We start from the raw sequence: 14,364 nt of genomic DNA, 5'->3' as shown, positions 1-14,364 counted from the left end.
TTAAAGTTCGCCTTTCTCACCATTTACCCATCGCATCATCATTACACGTTCCTGCGGAGTCTGCTTGAATGGGATATTTCCCGCTAATAAATTTAAAAAACGATCCCAAAGATTATCTTTTTTATTCGCTTCTTCTTCCATTTGAGCTAAAGTTGTCATATACTCTTGTTTGTATTGAATAGCATCTTCAATATGGTAAGATTTTGGAATGTATTTTATAATCTCTTTTGTAAGGTCGTCAATCTCTTGTTTACTAAAATTTTCAAACATCTGTAGTTGAACAAATGCAGAATGACCGATGCCCTGAACAGTATAGATATTAGACTGAATAACAGCCCAAACTCCAAACCAATCCGCACTGTTCATCCCTGAAAAGTAGTCATCAGGATATTTCCCAATTTTTGTAAATATAGAAGAAACGGATTCCGTATTCGACAGAAAATCTTTATAAATCTCCGAACTATCATTACTAGATTGGCTTTCAATCTTATTTTTAAAATAGGCTAATTGAGATTCAATTTTATCTTTCAAAGAAGCAATTAAATTTACATTTTCCTGAAATTTGCTTTTACCTAAATCACTTCCAAACATTTTTACAATGTTGTTTGCCTAATCAAGCAAATGAGCTACTTTAACTTTTGCCGTGTTCAACGCTTCCCAATTGGAATTTAAACCTTCTGATAAATGTCTCAACTTAATTAAGGTTTCTAAGTTTTTGTTATTTGTTTCCATTGCCTTATTATTTACTATGTGTTAAAAAAGATGAATACATCCATACTTGTTTTTCCTGAAAGCGAATGTAATCGCTCATTAAAGCATTTGTTCCTTCATCATTTGCATCAGAAGCTAATGCCAGAATTTCTCTTTGCATAACGATTACTGTTTCAAATGCTTCAAGAATTTGTTCAACTGCAATCAAACCATCAGAAATTTTCTGGCTTTCTTTTATGGTTGATGTTTTAGTGTATTGAGAATAGCTATGCTCGGGTGTATGCCCCAATGTTAATATGCGTTCTGCTACTTCATCAATTTTTAGCAACAAATCATTGTAGAGTTCTTCAAATTTCAAATGCAGTTCAAAAAACTTTTCACCTTTAATGTTCCAGTGAAAGCCTCTTGTGTTTTGATAAAAAATTGAATAGTTTGCGAGTAACTCGTTTAATTTAATTGCCAATTCTTCGGCTTTGTCGTGGTCTAAACCAATTGCATTAATTGTTTTCATATTTATTTTTTATTTTTTTATTTTTAATTGCCAAAAAGCAACTCCTAACCAAATTACAGATGCGGTCATTGCAATTGCACCAATCAATACTAAAGCAGGAGGTAAGCCAAAATACACTTCTGTTAATATTCCTATTGGCATTAATAAACCTGTAAGTGCCAACCAAGAAATAGCCTTCACGTTTTGTAATTTGTCTCTGAAATGTAGAAGCAAATAACCAATTAGGATGTTTAGAAAGGCGAACAAGTTCCCGTGAACGTGAGCCAGTCTACTTTCAAAATGCTTGCCGATACTGTATGAGTTTACCCATTCTTCTTTACCCGGAGCGAAGTCACGCAGATAAATTAATAGAAAGCCGTAAGCCATAAAAAGCCCCATTGTCAGGAACCCAATTGCGATATTGTTTTTGCCGTTCATCTTGTTTATGTTTTAAGTAAGTGAATATTCACTCACAAAGATAATTCTATTTTATTTATACCTGCAAGTTTTTTGAGAAAACTTTAAAATGTGACAAAAATCATATTGGTGCGGTGGGTAATTGGCTCTTTTGGGGTTTGCTTGTGTCGGGTTGTGTGAGGGGGCAAACCCCAAATGTGCCAATGCGGGCTGGCTAAAATTATTTTTTAAAATGTGCGGTGGGAAAATTTTTTAAAACCTTGCGTGGGGTGAGTGTCGGCAAAATGGCCTGGTCGGTGTCGAGTTACAGCGAAATTGTCAACGAGTTTTTGTCGCCAGAGAATTTATTTGGTAGTCAAAAGTCTGGTCGTTTTGGTGTCCGTTTGATTGTTGCATGGTCGTCTTTTATGCTTGCTTATAATCGAGTCACGCAAGGGATTTTCACCCTTACGTTCTCACAGAACCGTGCTTGATAGTCTCCCATCACACGGCTCTTCTTGTTCATTAATCACAAGTTAATTATAACTTACGGATGTGCCACTTGCCAGTGTGGGAATAAATGAGGATTGAGTTTGTATTGTATTTGCAACCATTTAATTGCTGCTCTTACCCCCAAACCCTTTTCCCATTTAACCCATTTTAATAGTCTCGCATTTAATTGTTTCCAGACATAGTTCATATGACCACTTGAGAACTTATGAAAGTAATTCATGATTCCCCGTATTTGTGGTGTTAAATATTGGGCTATTACTGCAAGTGGTTTTCGCCGCTTGTGTATATTCCAATCTTTAAACTTTTCCAGTAAACTAGTCCTGGATTTAGTACTTATGAAGATGCTTGGAACAATCAAAACCTTTTCTTTAAACTTTACACAATTGGGGCGTATAGTGAATCCTAAAAAGTCAAAGCTTTTGGGGTATTTCTTTTCTGAATACCCTCTCAGATTCACAATTTTAGTTTTTGTGGGGTGCAATCTTAGTTTACACTCCTGCATTCTCTGCTTGATTTTGTTAAGCACATATATTGCTTGTTTCTCCGTCTTGCAATGAACTACTATATCGTCTGCATATCGTTCAAATGGCTTCTCTGGATGTTCCTTTGCCATCCACCCATCAAATACTACATGTAGAAAAATATTTGCTAACAACGGACTAATTACTCCACCTTGTGGTGTACCTAACACAGTTCTTGTGGCTTTGCCATCCTGCTCTATTATCCCCGCTTTTAACCATCTCTCTACATACAATTGTACCCATTTGTCTTTGCAGTAATGCGCAACCGCATTCATTAATAGTTCATGGTTAATGGTATCGAAGAAGCCTTGTATGTCAATGTCTATCACAAAATCGTGATTAAAACAATTACTGTTGGCTTTTGCAACAGCATCGTGACAGCTTCGATTTGGTCGATATCCGTATGACCCCTCATGAAAAACGGGTTCCACCTGCATTTCTAAATGTTGCTTAACAACTTGTTGTGCTATGCGGTCCATGACAGTCGGAATGCCTAAACTTCTTATTCCACCATCTTTCTTTGCAATAGCAACTTGGCGAACAGGTGCTGGAAAATATGATCCTGAAGAAAGTCTGTTCCATAGCTTGTACAATAATCTATATGCATTTTTGTCTACATATTCCCATGTCATACCATCTATGCCAGCACTCCCTTGATTGGCTCTTACTTTCTTGTAAGCCTGCCACACCATTAACTTGGTAATTGGTTGTGATTTTGTCTCAAAATAATCTGTCATCCCATTACTGGTTGTAAATTGGTTTTGATAACTAAACAAGCTTAATCCTTCGCTCCACTTATTTTCATAAGCTTCCTCACTACTATGATTAAGTCTGCCGCCATTGCTTCGCCTCATCCAAAAGCGTTTGTTCCTCTTTCGATTTTACAAAACAACAATGACTTCACTTGTTCCATAAAACAGCCTATAATACAGTCCTGCCAACTTAACCCCGGATGCCGTGTAACCGATTATCTGGTATTCATTACACTCTATTCGTAAACACAAACGTAACTGCTTACTTTCGACATCGCTATTGCCCTTACGAGGCTTCATCATTGGTTCACTTGCGTTCAGCTCTTGTACTACGCACCTACAGAAATCATCGTTTCTGTTTTTCTTTATCGCTCACCACAAAATCGTTTCCAATTATTGCAGCATAAAGTGGTTTGAAAACTACTCCAGAAAGTCGTCTTCGGAAGACCATCATTTCTCACTATTATCAGAGAAATTCTTCCATCTGTTTTACAGCATTTAAACATTAATCTCAATAATGTTTAATTCAAGTCACACACGTTTCGGGGCTTGGCGTCAGTGCGGGGATTAGAAGCACAAACTTTCGCCTTAGCACAAATGTAAATAAAAAGCACTACTGTTCAATTTAGCACTTCACCCCGCATTGCGGCAAGTCCTTGTTAGCGGCATGTGGTTCTTTGTAGTTCGTGGTCAGCCGTTGTCAGGTTATGGTTGTCTGTGTCGGCTTGCGGGTCGGGGAAAAAAATTAAAAAAGAAGGGAAGGGAAATTTTTTAATCGGGTTTAAAAGGGGCAAGCTCTTTTGCAAGTTTTGGTCTGTGGGTTGGCTTTTGCGGGACTTGCATAAGTGCTTGTCCCTGTGTAGTAGCTGTCTTTGTTTATGTGTTTTTACTATTTACACTCTCCTTCGGGTGTGCATATTTTTCCTTCAATAACTTCAATCGCATTTTCGGGATTACTTTTTCTCCATTCATCGAAAGCCTTTTCAAGCGTTTCCAGAAATGTCTTGCTTTCCTGTGCTCCTGATACAGCGTATTTTCTGTTAAACACAAAAAACGGAACACCACGAACGCCAACTTGTTGGGCTTCGTAAATATCGGCACGAACTTCGTCTGCATAACTTCCTTTTTCCAATGCGGTTTTCAGGGCAGTTGTGTCTAAGCCAATTTCTGCACCTAACTGAATAAGCGTTGGATAATCATCTATGTTCTTTCCATCAGTAAAATAAGAACGGAAAAGTATTTCTTCCGCTTCATTTTGTTTGTCGTATTGTTTTGCAAAATGCGTGAAACGATGTGCATTAAACGAATTAGCAACAATAGATTTGTCAAAATTATAAGTCAGCCCCACTTGTTTTGCAAGCTGTGTTACTTGGTCATTCATTCCTTTGGCTTGCTCTAAGCTCATTCCTTTATGGTCTGCCAAAAACTGATGTGTGTTTTTATCGGGTTGTGTTTTCATTTCAGGTGCAAGCTGGAAACTTTTCCAAACCAATTCTACTTTGTCCTTATGCGAAAATTGAGCCAATGCCGTTTCAAATTTTCGTTTGCCGATGTAACAAAACGGACACATTACATCACTCCATATTTCTACTTTCATTTTAGCACTTGTTATTGTTAGTATTTTTGTTTTGCTGTTAGTGGCTGCCCTTCTTTTTTCTGTGTCGTGTCATTAAGGATTGGTCTGTCGTGTGTGCGGTGGCTTGCACTCTCTTTTGCTTTTGCTCTTCCATCAAAAAATAAAAATGAGCAAAAGCAAATGTGAGTGCAACTGGGTTGGCATTAATAGCAGGGTCTGTCGGGTGTGCAGTAGGTTGTCTCCAGAAGCTAATGAACCCCTATCTCATTTCCTGCTTGCAAAGGAGGTGGATATTTATCAAGTCCGAAACTTTAGTCATATTACTCACTCGGTACAGCCGAGCGAGTGGGGGAAGATTCTTAATCCTTAAAGTGACCTCTAGCAAATTGATATGATCGGAAAATTATTTTTTTTATTACTAATACCTCTTCTTCATTTCTTGGTGCATAAACCATGATAAAATTTAATGGCAAATAACCCCTTTTAGCAATTGGATGCAACTCTCCCCAACCTTTTTCAATCACATATTTTGCATCATTTAACGGTAAACCAAGATGTATACTGCCATCAGGCACTGGATGAAAATGAGCAAATTCATTTTCAATCATAAAAGCATTACAATGGTTACACATTTTATCTTCTGACAGACACATCGCCTGTGCACCAGGTACCGATATCTTGCTATTTGCTTGTGCTATGTCCGGTAGAGAAAATGCCCAATTCATAAGCTCGTTCACAAGTTTTCTATCAGTCGGTTGTTGGTCTAATTGCATATGTGGGTTGCTCGGTGTCGTAATTGGTTTGATTCCGATTCTTAAAGGAAGCTCAAATTCTAAGTTTAAAGGCATTTTATCAGATTGTTTAGAGGTTTGACTCATTGTTATAATTAGTGTTATTAAAAGCACACAAAAGACTTTCATAAGTTGTAAGAAAATATTTATCCTATACGAAATCCCCTGTTGCTAAATGCGGGTAATAGTTCTTCAAATGTGTGTTCAATGTTTTCGTTTTCATCCATCAGGGCTAAACTGTATATCAAAGGCACATAATGGTCGGGGGTGGGTGCTGCCATTAATCCTAATTTTTGCTTTTCGTAATTCACTATGCTTTGAACGTCCCGTTTGTCCAACTGTTGTTTTATCCATTTGTCAAATTCTATATCCCATCCATAGGGTGTCATATTACCATTAAAAAAACGCTTACCTGCTTCTTTTATATTATGCACTACTGCTCCGCTTCCGATTACTAAAACTCCTTTATCCCTAAGTGGCTTGAGTTGTTTTGCTAAATCAAAATGGTATTGTGCAGATTGGTAGTAATCAATGCTCATTTCAAACACAGGCACATCGGCTTTTGGGAACATGTGTTTAAGCATTGGCCATGCACCGTGGTCTAATCCCCAATCGGTTGTTTCCGAAACGGAAGGAACGATTTTCTTTACTTCGCGGGCAATATCAGGCGAGCCTTTGGCTTTGTAATATACCTTGTAGTATTCTTCGGGAAAACCATAATAATCGTAAATCTGTTTTTGTTCGGGCGATATGTTTACGAACGTGCCTTTTGTGCACCAATGGGCTGATACAACCAACGCAGCTTTTACTTCATGACTCTTTTGCAGGGTAATTCCTAAATCATAAAGCTTTTGCCAAAATGCTCGTTCACTTCTTGAAACTGGAATATCCATTGGGTTTCCATGAGAGGTAAACAGCACAGGCATTTTTTTACCTTGTGAAGGAAGTGCGTCAGTAAAATTTTTAAAACTGCTTAATGTTCCCATTGCGGTTAAAGCTAAAATTGATTGAAGAAATTCTTTGCGTTCCATAGTGATTTATGCTTTGGGTTGAATAGGCGCTTTTTTATATCTACCCCATGCTATGAAAACTGCGATTGCTCCTAAAATCAAATTAATACCTAATGCTTGATATTCGGCATTGGATATATGATATATAAAAGCCAATACCATAATAATAAAAAGACCCAAAGCTGCCAATGGCGTAAAAATTGGTTTAATGCGCAACAAGGCAGGCAGTAAAAGCCCGATACCGCCAAGCAATTCAGAAATACCAATGAACCTGACCATGCCTGCAGAAAAGTCATTTACCCAAGTCATTGATTGACTAAGCTCTTCAATGGGTTGTGTTGCTTTCATGATTCCTGCCATTAAAAACATGGCTGCCAGTAATACCTGTGCCACCCACAAGGCAATATTCAGGGTTTTATTGTTCTTCTTTTCTATTTATTTACTTTTTGAATTTAGATAAAAGATATTCTTGGACAGTGGTTGGTTTACGACTAAGCAATTGTGTTAAATCAGTGGTAGAAATATTCATAGTATCGGCTGCAAAAGCAACTGCAAATGCTGTAAACATACGTGCGTAATCCTCCGGAACCCCATGTTGCATTAAGGTTTGCTGATAAACTTCTGGTTCGGGAGAAACATAGTTGATCGCAACTCCGGTAACTTCAGAAATGTGCTTCGCAATTTCCCCAAACGATACAGGTTGTTCGATACCGATGTTGTAAGTTTTATTTTCGTGTCCGCCTGTAGTTAAAACATTAGCAAGCGCTTCTGCAATTTCGTTTCGCAATACAAAATTTATTTTTCCCTCACCTGCCGGAACAAAAATGGTTTTGGTTTCCAATATCTGTTCCCCCACATAATCCATCAACATATCCATATAAAAACCGTTTGCAAAAATGGTATAGGTAATTTCGGATTCTTTAAGGTATTTTTCTGTTTTCACATGATCTTCGGCTATAAACCACAGCGGAGATGTTGGGTCTTCATGGGTTCTCATAAAACCTGTGTAGATGATATGCTTCACACCATTTTCTTTAGCAGCTTTGATTGCATTGATGTGCTGCAACGCTCTGCTTTTGGTCATTTCGCTGGAAGAAATCAGAAGCATAGTTTCTACGCCTTGCATTGCAGTGCGTAAGGAATCAAAATCATCATAGTTGCCTATTTTGACATCTATACCTTTAGATTTTAATTCTGCTGCCTTCGCTTCATCTCTTGCCAATGCTGAAATTTGTTTTGCTGCAATTCCTTTTTGAAGCAAAAAGTTAATAGTTGATTTTCCTAATTGTCCTGTTGCTCCTGTGATGAATACTTTGCTCATAATTTTTTTATTTTTTTAGTGAAACATTTTTTTAACCGGACAAAGATACTACTTTTGCTATACTTTAGTAACTACTATACCATAATATATCGCTATACTTTGGTATAGCATAAGTAAATAAAAATAAAATGAGCAGAATATCAGAATTAGTTAAGGTAAAGAAATGTTCGGGAGAGTTTGTTTTAGCCGTAAACGACACGATGAACGTTTTAAATGGCAAATGGAAACTGCCCATTATAGGTTCTTTGCTCTATGGTAAAAAACGCTTCAAGGAATTGGAAAGGGAAATTCCTAAAATCACGCCCCGTATGCTTTCCAAAGAGCTGAAAGACCTGGAAGTTAATAGCATAGTAACCCGCACTGTTTATAATACCACTCCTGTTACTATAGAGTATGAATTGACGAAATCGGGAAATTCGCTCAATACGGTTTTGGATGCTATGATAGGATGGGGCTTGCAACACCGCAAAATGGTAATCGGAAAAAAGGAGAAGGTTGCTGAAACTGTCAGAGTTTAACAAAGTGGTGGACTTTTTTTAAATTTTTTACTGTGTCGGCAGGTCGTGTATTTGTCTGTCAGAGGTCGGTCGGTTGGGTATTGCGGTTTCGTCCTACCATTGCCGCTAACGTACGTGGCTTTACGCTGGTTGGATAATCCGTGTTCCTACTGCTGGCTTGGCCACTACTGACGCGATTAGTTAAAGCCAAATTACTGAAGCTCATTTGAAATACCAAAGCTGGTGGGCCATTGTTGAAAGTCCAACTCGCGTAAAGCCTTTTGTTGTGCACCGTCTATTTCTTCGCTTATATCAATTATAATATTTTCACTAAACGAGAGGGTATAATTACTTGATCTACAAAGACTAATTGCAATTATCTCTTACAATCAATTTTTCGGAGGCTGATAACTTTTCGCTTTACTTTTTAAAAATTCAGTTATCGCCATTTTTGATTGAAAAGTAGAGTCTGGTGAAACACAGGGCATTTTATCCAAATTCATAGAATATAGATCTAAACCATTGCCAAGATTTCGATCATATAACCCACTATTATCTATAATCAAAGTAGGCATCTTATGTTTAGCACCAAATGGCTTCTTCAGTGAATTATTATTAGGCTTAATTCTAATTAAAGTATCAGAAAATGTTCCCTTATTAAACTTCTGAAAATCATTAGGAACTTTTGAAACAGATAATTGAGAAAAGCTATTGCTAGAGGCGAGGAATAGAAATATAGCTAAAAGTATTAGTCGCATAACTAAAATTTTAATTATTTAAATTTAATCAATTTATTCTCTAAACTTTCAACAGCTTTGTTAATAGTGCAGATTCTAGTTTCATTAAATATTTATGGTGCACAACGTTTTAAGTATTGGCGATGGTGGGGTACTTGAAAAACGTCAGTCCAATATTTGCACAAATGTCCAATAGAATTACAAATGTTGAGTTTACCACTTTCAGCCCCACTATTGCCAATACGATGTTGGTGGCTGGCGTTTTCACGCTCAAAATGTCCAAATTTTTCTTTGCGATTATCTATGATAAGCCCAGAATTATTCCCAGTATCACAATAATGCCCAACACCCCTTCTAGTCCATGAATTATGACTGCCATCCAACTTGATTGAAATATCTTTGACGGCAAAGCAAATACCAACCCGAAATAAAGAGCAGTCGACAGTATTACTTGAGGTTTATGGAGATGATAAAACCCAAATAATATACCGTTAAAAAACCAGTCCCATTTCCCAAAAACTCCCTTCATTCTCGGTAGCAGTATGCCACGATAAATAAACTCCTCGCCAAGAAAGTAATTGAATATGCTTGTCAGTATAAATAGTACTAAAATCCACCAAGCCCCTTTGTGCTCGCTTGTAGCCAAACTGGATAAATCATATTTCGGTAAATTCTGAATTAGAGGTGTCATCCAGTCATCCACATTTGGCAATCTGATTACACCTGACTGTAGCAAGGTGCTTATTAAAATGAAAGGGATAGTCCACAAGAGTAACCAATAATTTGACTTGCCAGTTTTAGGATGTATGGGTTTTTGATATTTCATTCTTATTGTCACCGTCTGCCAATTCAATTGGTGCCCGTCTCTTTTTAAAACAATCAAGGAAAGGATAAATTGCCACACCAATCCAATGATAACTGCTATCCAATATACAATTAACGGAGACCAGTTTGTAGAAGTCACGATAATGGGAGTAATAACAAATGCTAAGATGCCCATTGGTATTGCCGATAAAGCCCAAATAATCAAAATCTTTGTCAAGCTATATTGGCTGTCAATTTGGGTTGTATGTTGTGATGTCATCGTCGTCTTAAATTATTGGTTTTATTACTTTTACTTACGCTGATTTACGCTTGCCACCAACGTTGAAGCATTGATCCTGTCGGCTAAAGTTAGTTAATTGTTTACTGTAGGCTTCGCCGATAGTATCAATGCAATGTTGGGCGAAGGTCTAACAGGTCTTTGAATTTAATCCATCTAAACTGACGACCGGAGTTCGTCAGCTGAATTACTGTTCTATATCTGCTAGTACTACTAAAGCAATGACATAAAAGAAATTTATGTTGTTGCTTTAGTAGATAGGTTACATTGAATAGCATTGGGTGATAAAACATTTATGTTACGTAGTTTCCGACACCCAACATCAGCGATTTGAGAAAATTTATTCTTTAGCTTCATGCAAGCCTTTTGCCTACGGCGCTTCACTAGCAAGCTTGCGGCGCCTTCGTCTTAAGGCTTGCAGTATTAAGGCTTTTAACTCTACTCTTTTCAACACAAAAATTTAAATACCTATCGACAAAATTTAAATCAGCTGACGAATTTCGCCGCAACGGCCGGGGCTTGGCGTTCGTGCGGGATTTCAGGGTACAAAATTGTCAACCCAGCACTAAAGTTGATTTGAAAAACTGCACTTGAATTTATGTACTGCATCCCGCATGACGCCAAACCCATCCTATGTTTACAATTCAATAAATTTATACTAAAGGATTTATACAAATTCAGAAAGAACAAGGGGCGGAATAAGACCGTAAAACCGCGTTGGCCTTGAGCCATTCTAACATGACAGTCACCGCCCTTTCTCTTACCAGATGCTGAACAGTTCATTAAGCAATTTAAAATGCTTGAATTAGGATAGATAGCACAGTGTAAGATTGTTCTTCCCTTTGTTTTTTCCTTACTTCTAATCTAATTTTTAAATGGTTAAAAAACAAATTATGACAGACAAATTATCTTGTTGTGGCATTGATGTGTCTCACTTAACATTAGATGTTACCTACCAAAATAACCTCGGTGAGCTTTTTTATCTCCAGGTTGGAAATAACAATGCCGGGTTTAAAAAACTGCTTGAACATACTGGTCAAAACTGTCACTTCGTTATGGAAGCCACTGGTGTTTATTATATCAGGCTTGCCTTTTTCTTGGACAGTTTGGGTTGTAAGTTGAGTGTTGTAAATGCAATGAGTATTAAACGGTATATTCAAATGCATTTAGAACGAAATAAAACTGATAAAAAAGATAGCCGATGGATCTGTCACTATGCTATTGATCAGCGCCCTCCATTCTGGCAAATGCCCGATAGCGCTTATTTTGAGTGTAAACAGATTTATAATACTATCAGAGAATATGCTGAACAAGTAAAGCGATTTAACAACCAGTTGCACAGTTTAAAATTGCTTCCATTCCCAAGTAAAGAAACCGTAAAATCTATTGAAAAAATGAAGTCTTACTTGGAAAAAGAGATAGATCATTTAGAAGTTAAGCTTCAAGTACTTCTTAAGAAATGGCAGCCTGAGCAATATAAAAGCATCAATAGCATCAAAGGTCTAGGTAAACGTGCCACTGCTTTATTAATCATCTTCACTCAGGGTTTTAAGCACACAACCAATCATCGTCAATTAATCAGCTTTGCCGGTTTAAGTCCAACAGAATATTCTAGTGGAACCAGTATAAAAGGAAGTAACCGAATTTATAAAAAAGGTGGCAAACCAATTCGAGATGTTTTATATATGTGTGCCATGAATGCCAAACAAACAAATGAGGCTTGTAAACAACTTTTTGACAGACTTAAAGCTAAGGGAAAAACTGGGAAACAAGCACTAATCGCCGTTATGAACAAACTATTAAAACAAGTATTTGCTGTAGTTAAAAACAATTCACTTTACCAACCTAACTACTGTTCAACTTTACATTAAAAAGGTAATTTTTTATTTGTTTTTATGCACAGTTCATGTTAGCAGTAGGCTTTCTGTCACTTTTCATAGTATTTTTTTAATTCATCGTCTTCAAATAGCAGGAACATTTCACAAATTGCTTTTGTCTGCTCGTCTAAATCGAATTCTCCTAGATTGGATGAGTTTGATATAGCTATTTTCAAAAGTGGTCTAAGTTTTAAGTAAATATCATTGTCTTGTTTAGTGAAATATTTCTGAGTTTTCTCGTAATCTTTTAGATTTTTTTTCAATTCAGTTTCAGCTTTGGCACAGGTATCAAAAAGTTTTGAGGTCTTCTCAAAATGAAGTAATAACCAAAATTCTAAACAAGGATTATTAATGATTACAGTAACATTTTTATAATCTTTTTGAAGTTTACTTCTTAGTTCAATTAAGGTCTGCAAAGGTGTTTTCTTGCCTTTCGGAGTTTCTCTTGATTCTTTAATTATTGTGTCTAAGTCAACTATCCAAAAAACTTTTGAATACTCACGTTCTGAAAGATCTGTTACTAGTTTAAACTGCTCGTCAATGCTTTTTCTTTGAGGAAGTTTTGGCTCAATATTTATTTTCAATTGTCGTTCATTACGTTTCAACATTTGCAAATACCAAATTTCAGTTTCCCCGTCCACAACAAATGAATATGTTGGAACAACCTGATTTCTTATCTTCCTTGACTGTCTCATATACTCAAATCAATGAAGTTGTCGCCCAAATTTGGTGTCGCTTTTAACTTCCCGCTTTTATAGGCGTTGTAAATATTTGTTGTGTTTCTTACTATTGAACTATCAAAATCAGCTAACGAAAACAACTCAGTAGAGCATTTTTCATTTTTATCTGTGAACCAAATAGCATCGTTTCTAAAAACGTCTTTATTGTCGAGAATTTCTCTATTGTGTGTTGTTGCTATTATTTGAGATTTATCGGTATTAAGTAAAAAAGAAAGAATGAAATGCGTATACAAGTCAGGATGAAGGGATGATTCTAATTCGTCAATTGGAAATGCTGTTGAATTTTTAATTAATAATGCTAGCAATCCTGCGAAACCATAGAATCTTCTTGTTCCTTGTGATTCCATTTCAATAGGGAGTGTATATTTTGTTTGATTTACTGTATGCTCAAACTCAATATTTACGGATGTTATTTTCCCTTTTTCCTCCAATTTTTTAACTTCATTGTCTGGTGCTTTTAGTTGTTTTTTTACAAATTCAATGAAGCCATCTGGTATTTCCTTTTCTTCTTCCTGAATTACAATGTCAGAAATATGAAAATCAGCTTTTTTAAGGATATTTATTACGTCAAGTTTTGATAATTCTCCCTTATCAATTTTTGATGTAACAAATCCTTCCAATTGTGTTTTTGTGAAAATTAAAGGTCGCAAGTAGTTTTTAAACCATTCTACAGCTTCTTTTAATTCATTTACATCAACGTTTGTTTTTAGAAATCCGCCTAAAACCGTGTTGTTCCAAAGCGTATTTGCTTCAAGATTTTTTTCAATGGTTTTGTCGATTTTAATTTTGCTACCAAATTTAATTTCGGTGAATTGATTGTTAATATCTGTTGTTCGCCTATATACGTTAGCTTTATTTGGATTATAAAAGTTAAGGGTCTCATTAACCACCGCTTTTCTAAAAAACTCTACTTCATAAAAGTATTTTGTATCATTTGCTATGAACTCAATACTAATTACAGAGTTTTGATTAGGGGTTTCAGAATCAAACAAAAATGGCTGAAAGTCTAACTCATCTGTCTTTTTAGTTACAGGCTCTAAAACTATATCCCTAAGAAATTCAAGAGCTTTAAGAATGGTTGTCTTTCCTGAGGCATTAGCTCCATAGATTAAAGCAATTTTCAGTAATCTTAGTCCATTTGTGTGAATGACATAACTGTTTTCTAAGTGGTCAGATTTGTCAGCTTCAAAGGTTAATGTTTGTTTGTCTTTAACCGAGCCAAAGTTCCGTATACTAAAGTTGATTATCATTTTTTCTTGTCAATTTGTAATTGTCCTGCAAAAATAAGAATAAAAAACAATCAAATACTAGTTTTTAGACATAATAATGT

Annotated in this window: 15 protein-coding genes; 2 read left to right on the top strand and 13 right to left on the bottom strand. The window is 36.3% G+C overall.

Annotation, left to right across the window (positions count from 1 at the left end; genetic code table 11):
• The 9 genes from F777_RS0104380 to F777_RS0104335 all read right to left on the bottom strand — a co-directional run bounded on the left by F777_RS0104380 (position 1) and on the right by F777_RS0104335 (position 8,081).
• Positions 1-591 (bottom strand): hypothetical protein, encoded by a 591-nt coding sequence (locus F777_RS0104380; RefSeq protein ID WP_026750981.1) that lies wholly within the window; start codon positions 589-591, stop codon positions 1-3.
• Between the two features lie 148 nt (positions 592-739).
• The gene (locus tag F777_RS0104370) at positions 740-1,222 is read right to left on the bottom strand and encodes a Dps family protein (protein WP_026750980.1); all 483 of its coding nucleotides are present in this window, start codon (positions 1,220-1,222) and stop codon (positions 740-742) included.
• Between the two features lie 9 nt (positions 1,223-1,231).
• Positions 1,232-1,639: a hypothetical protein gene (locus tag F777_RS0104365; protein WP_026750979.1), complete on the bottom strand. Its 408-nt coding sequence runs from the start codon at positions 1,637-1,639 to the stop codon at positions 1,232-1,234.
• A 505-nt stretch (positions 1,640-2,144) separates the two neighbouring features.
• Positions 2,145-3,485 carry a group II intron reverse transcriptase/maturase gene (ltrA, locus tag F777_RS0104360; RefSeq protein ID WP_071790308.1) on the bottom strand — a complete coding sequence of 447 codons (1,341 nt, stop codon included), beginning with the start codon at positions 3,483-3,485 and terminating at the stop codon, positions 2,145-2,147.
• Between the two features lie 787 nt (positions 3,486-4,272).
• On the bottom strand, positions 4,273-4,980 hold the full coding sequence (locus F777_RS0104355; protein WP_026750977.1) for a DsbA family oxidoreductase: 708 nt from the start codon (positions 4,978-4,980) through the stop codon (positions 4,273-4,275).
• Between the two features lie 338 nt (positions 4,981-5,318).
• Entirely contained in the window at positions 5,319-5,837 is a 519-nt protein-coding gene (locus tag F777_RS0104350; protein ID WP_201767568.1) for a luciferase domain-containing protein, read from the bottom strand.
• Positions 5,838-5,896: 59 nt separating this feature from the next.
• Positions 5,897-6,781, bottom strand: coding sequence for a dioxygenase family protein (locus tag F777_RS0104345; RefSeq protein ID WP_026750975.1), 885 nt, complete (start codon positions 6,779-6,781; stop codon positions 5,897-5,899).
• A gap of 6 nt (positions 6,782-6,787) precedes the next feature.
• Positions 6,788-7,153: a DoxX family protein gene (locus tag F777_RS0104340; RefSeq protein ID WP_201767567.1), complete on the bottom strand. Its 366-nt coding sequence runs from the start codon at positions 7,151-7,153 to the stop codon at positions 6,788-6,790.
• Between the two features lie 46 nt (positions 7,154-7,199).
• Complete coding sequence (locus F777_RS0104335) at positions 7,200-8,081, bottom strand: SDR family oxidoreductase (RefSeq protein ID WP_026750973.1); 882 nt, start codon at positions 8,079-8,081, stop codon at positions 7,200-7,202.
• A gap of 128 nt (positions 8,082-8,209) precedes the next feature.
• On the opposite strand from F777_RS0104335, the gene F777_RS0104330 reads away from it, so the two are divergent.
• Entirely contained in the window at positions 8,210-8,599 is a 390-nt protein-coding gene (locus F777_RS0104330) for a winged helix-turn-helix transcriptional regulator (RefSeq protein WP_026750972.1), read from the top strand.
• Positions 8,600-8,967: 368 nt separating this feature from the next.
• Here the strand turns inward: F777_RS0104330 and F777_RS0104325 are convergent, their stop codons facing one another.
• On the bottom strand, positions 8,968-9,336 hold the full coding sequence (locus F777_RS0104325) for a hypothetical protein (protein WP_026750971.1): 369 nt from the start codon (positions 9,334-9,336) through the stop codon (positions 8,968-8,970).
• A gap of 280 nt (positions 9,337-9,616) precedes the next feature.
• Positions 9,617-10,399 carry a CPBP family intramembrane glutamic endopeptidase gene (locus F777_RS0104320; RefSeq protein WP_081720457.1) on the bottom strand — a complete coding sequence of 261 codons (783 nt, stop codon included), beginning with the start codon at positions 10,397-10,399 and terminating at the stop codon, positions 9,617-9,619.
• A 911-nt stretch (positions 10,400-11,310) separates the two neighbouring features.
• Between F777_RS0104320 and F777_RS0104310 the strand changes: the two genes are divergently transcribed.
• A complete protein-coding gene (locus tag F777_RS0104310) occupies positions 11,311-12,288 on the top strand; it encodes an IS110 family RNA-guided transposase (protein ID WP_026750968.1) in 978 nt (325 codons plus the stop codon).
• Between the two features lie 56 nt (positions 12,289-12,344).
• Here F777_RS0104310 and F777_RS0104305 read toward each other — a convergent pair whose 3' ends face one another.
• Both F777_RS0104305 and F777_RS0104300 read right to left on the bottom strand, forming a co-directional pair.
• Positions 12,345-12,989 (bottom strand): RloB family protein, encoded by a 645-nt coding sequence (locus F777_RS0104305; RefSeq protein WP_026750967.1) that lies wholly within the window; start codon positions 12,987-12,989, stop codon positions 12,345-12,347.
• A complete protein-coding gene (locus tag F777_RS0104300; RefSeq protein ID WP_026750966.1) occupies positions 12,986-14,284 on the bottom strand; it encodes an AAA family ATPase in 1,299 nt (432 codons plus the stop codon). Before F777_RS0104300 ends, F777_RS0104305 begins: the two co-directional genes overlap by 4 nt.
• Positions 14,285-14,364: the final 80 nt, after the last annotated feature.

Source organism: Sediminibacterium sp. C3 (genome assembly GCF_000508085.1).
Lineage (GTDB): Bacteria > Bacteroidota > Bacteroidia > Chitinophagales > Chitinophagaceae > Sediminibacterium.
Note: the sequence above shows the minus strand (reverse complement) of the source record. Positions and strands in the feature narration are given on the sequence as shown.

Excerpts from the sequence above, each read along its gene's own strand:
- F777_RS0104330 (WP_026750972.1), top strand. The coding sequence starts at position 8,210 with ATGAGCAGAATATCAGAATTAGTTAAGGTAAAGAAATGTTCGGGAGAG.
- F777_RS0104350 (WP_201767568.1), bottom strand. The coding sequence starts at position 5,837 with ATGAGTCAAACCTCTAAACAATCTGATAAAATGCCTTTAAACTTAGAA.
- F777_RS0104300 (WP_026750966.1), bottom strand. The coding sequence starts at position 14,284 with ATGATAATCAACTTTAGTATACGGAACTTTGGCTCGGTTAAAGACAAA.
- F777_RS0104365 (WP_026750979.1), bottom strand. The coding sequence starts at position 1,639 with ATGAACGGCAAAAACAATATCGCAATTGGGTTCCTGACAATGGGGCTT.
- F777_RS0104310 (WP_026750968.1), top strand. The coding sequence starts at position 11,311 with ATGACAGACAAATTATCTTGTTGTGGCATTGATGTGTCTCACTTAACA.
- ltrA (WP_071790308.1), bottom strand. The coding sequence starts at position 3,485 with ATGAGGCGAAGCAATGGCGGCAGACTTAATCATAGTAGTGAGGAAGCT.
- F777_RS0104325 (WP_026750971.1), bottom strand. The coding sequence starts at position 9,336 with ATGCGACTAATACTTTTAGCTATATTTCTATTCCTCGCCTCTAGCAAT.
- F777_RS0104305 (WP_026750967.1), bottom strand. The coding sequence starts at position 12,989 with ATGAGACAGTCAAGGAAGATAAGAAATCAGGTTGTTCCAACATATTCA.
- F777_RS0104380 (WP_026750981.1), bottom strand. The coding sequence starts at position 591 with ATGTTTGGAAGTGATTTAGGTAAAAGCAAATTTCAGGAAAATGTAAAT.
- F777_RS0104370 (WP_026750980.1), bottom strand. The coding sequence starts at position 1,222 with ATGAAAACAATTAATGCAATTGGTTTAGACCACGACAAAGCCGAAGAA.
- F777_RS0104345 (WP_026750975.1), bottom strand. The coding sequence starts at position 6,781 with ATGGAACGCAAAGAATTTCTTCAATCAATTTTAGCTTTAACCGCAATG.
- F777_RS0104335 (WP_026750973.1), bottom strand. The coding sequence starts at position 8,081 with ATGAGCAAAGTATTCATCACAGGAGCAACAGGACAATTAGGAAAATCA.
- F777_RS0104355 (WP_026750977.1), bottom strand. The coding sequence starts at position 4,980 with ATGAAAGTAGAAATATGGAGTGATGTAATGTGTCCGTTTTGTTACATC.
- F777_RS0104320 (WP_081720457.1), bottom strand. The coding sequence starts at position 10,399 with ATGACATCACAACATACAACCCAAATTGACAGCCAATATAGCTTGACA.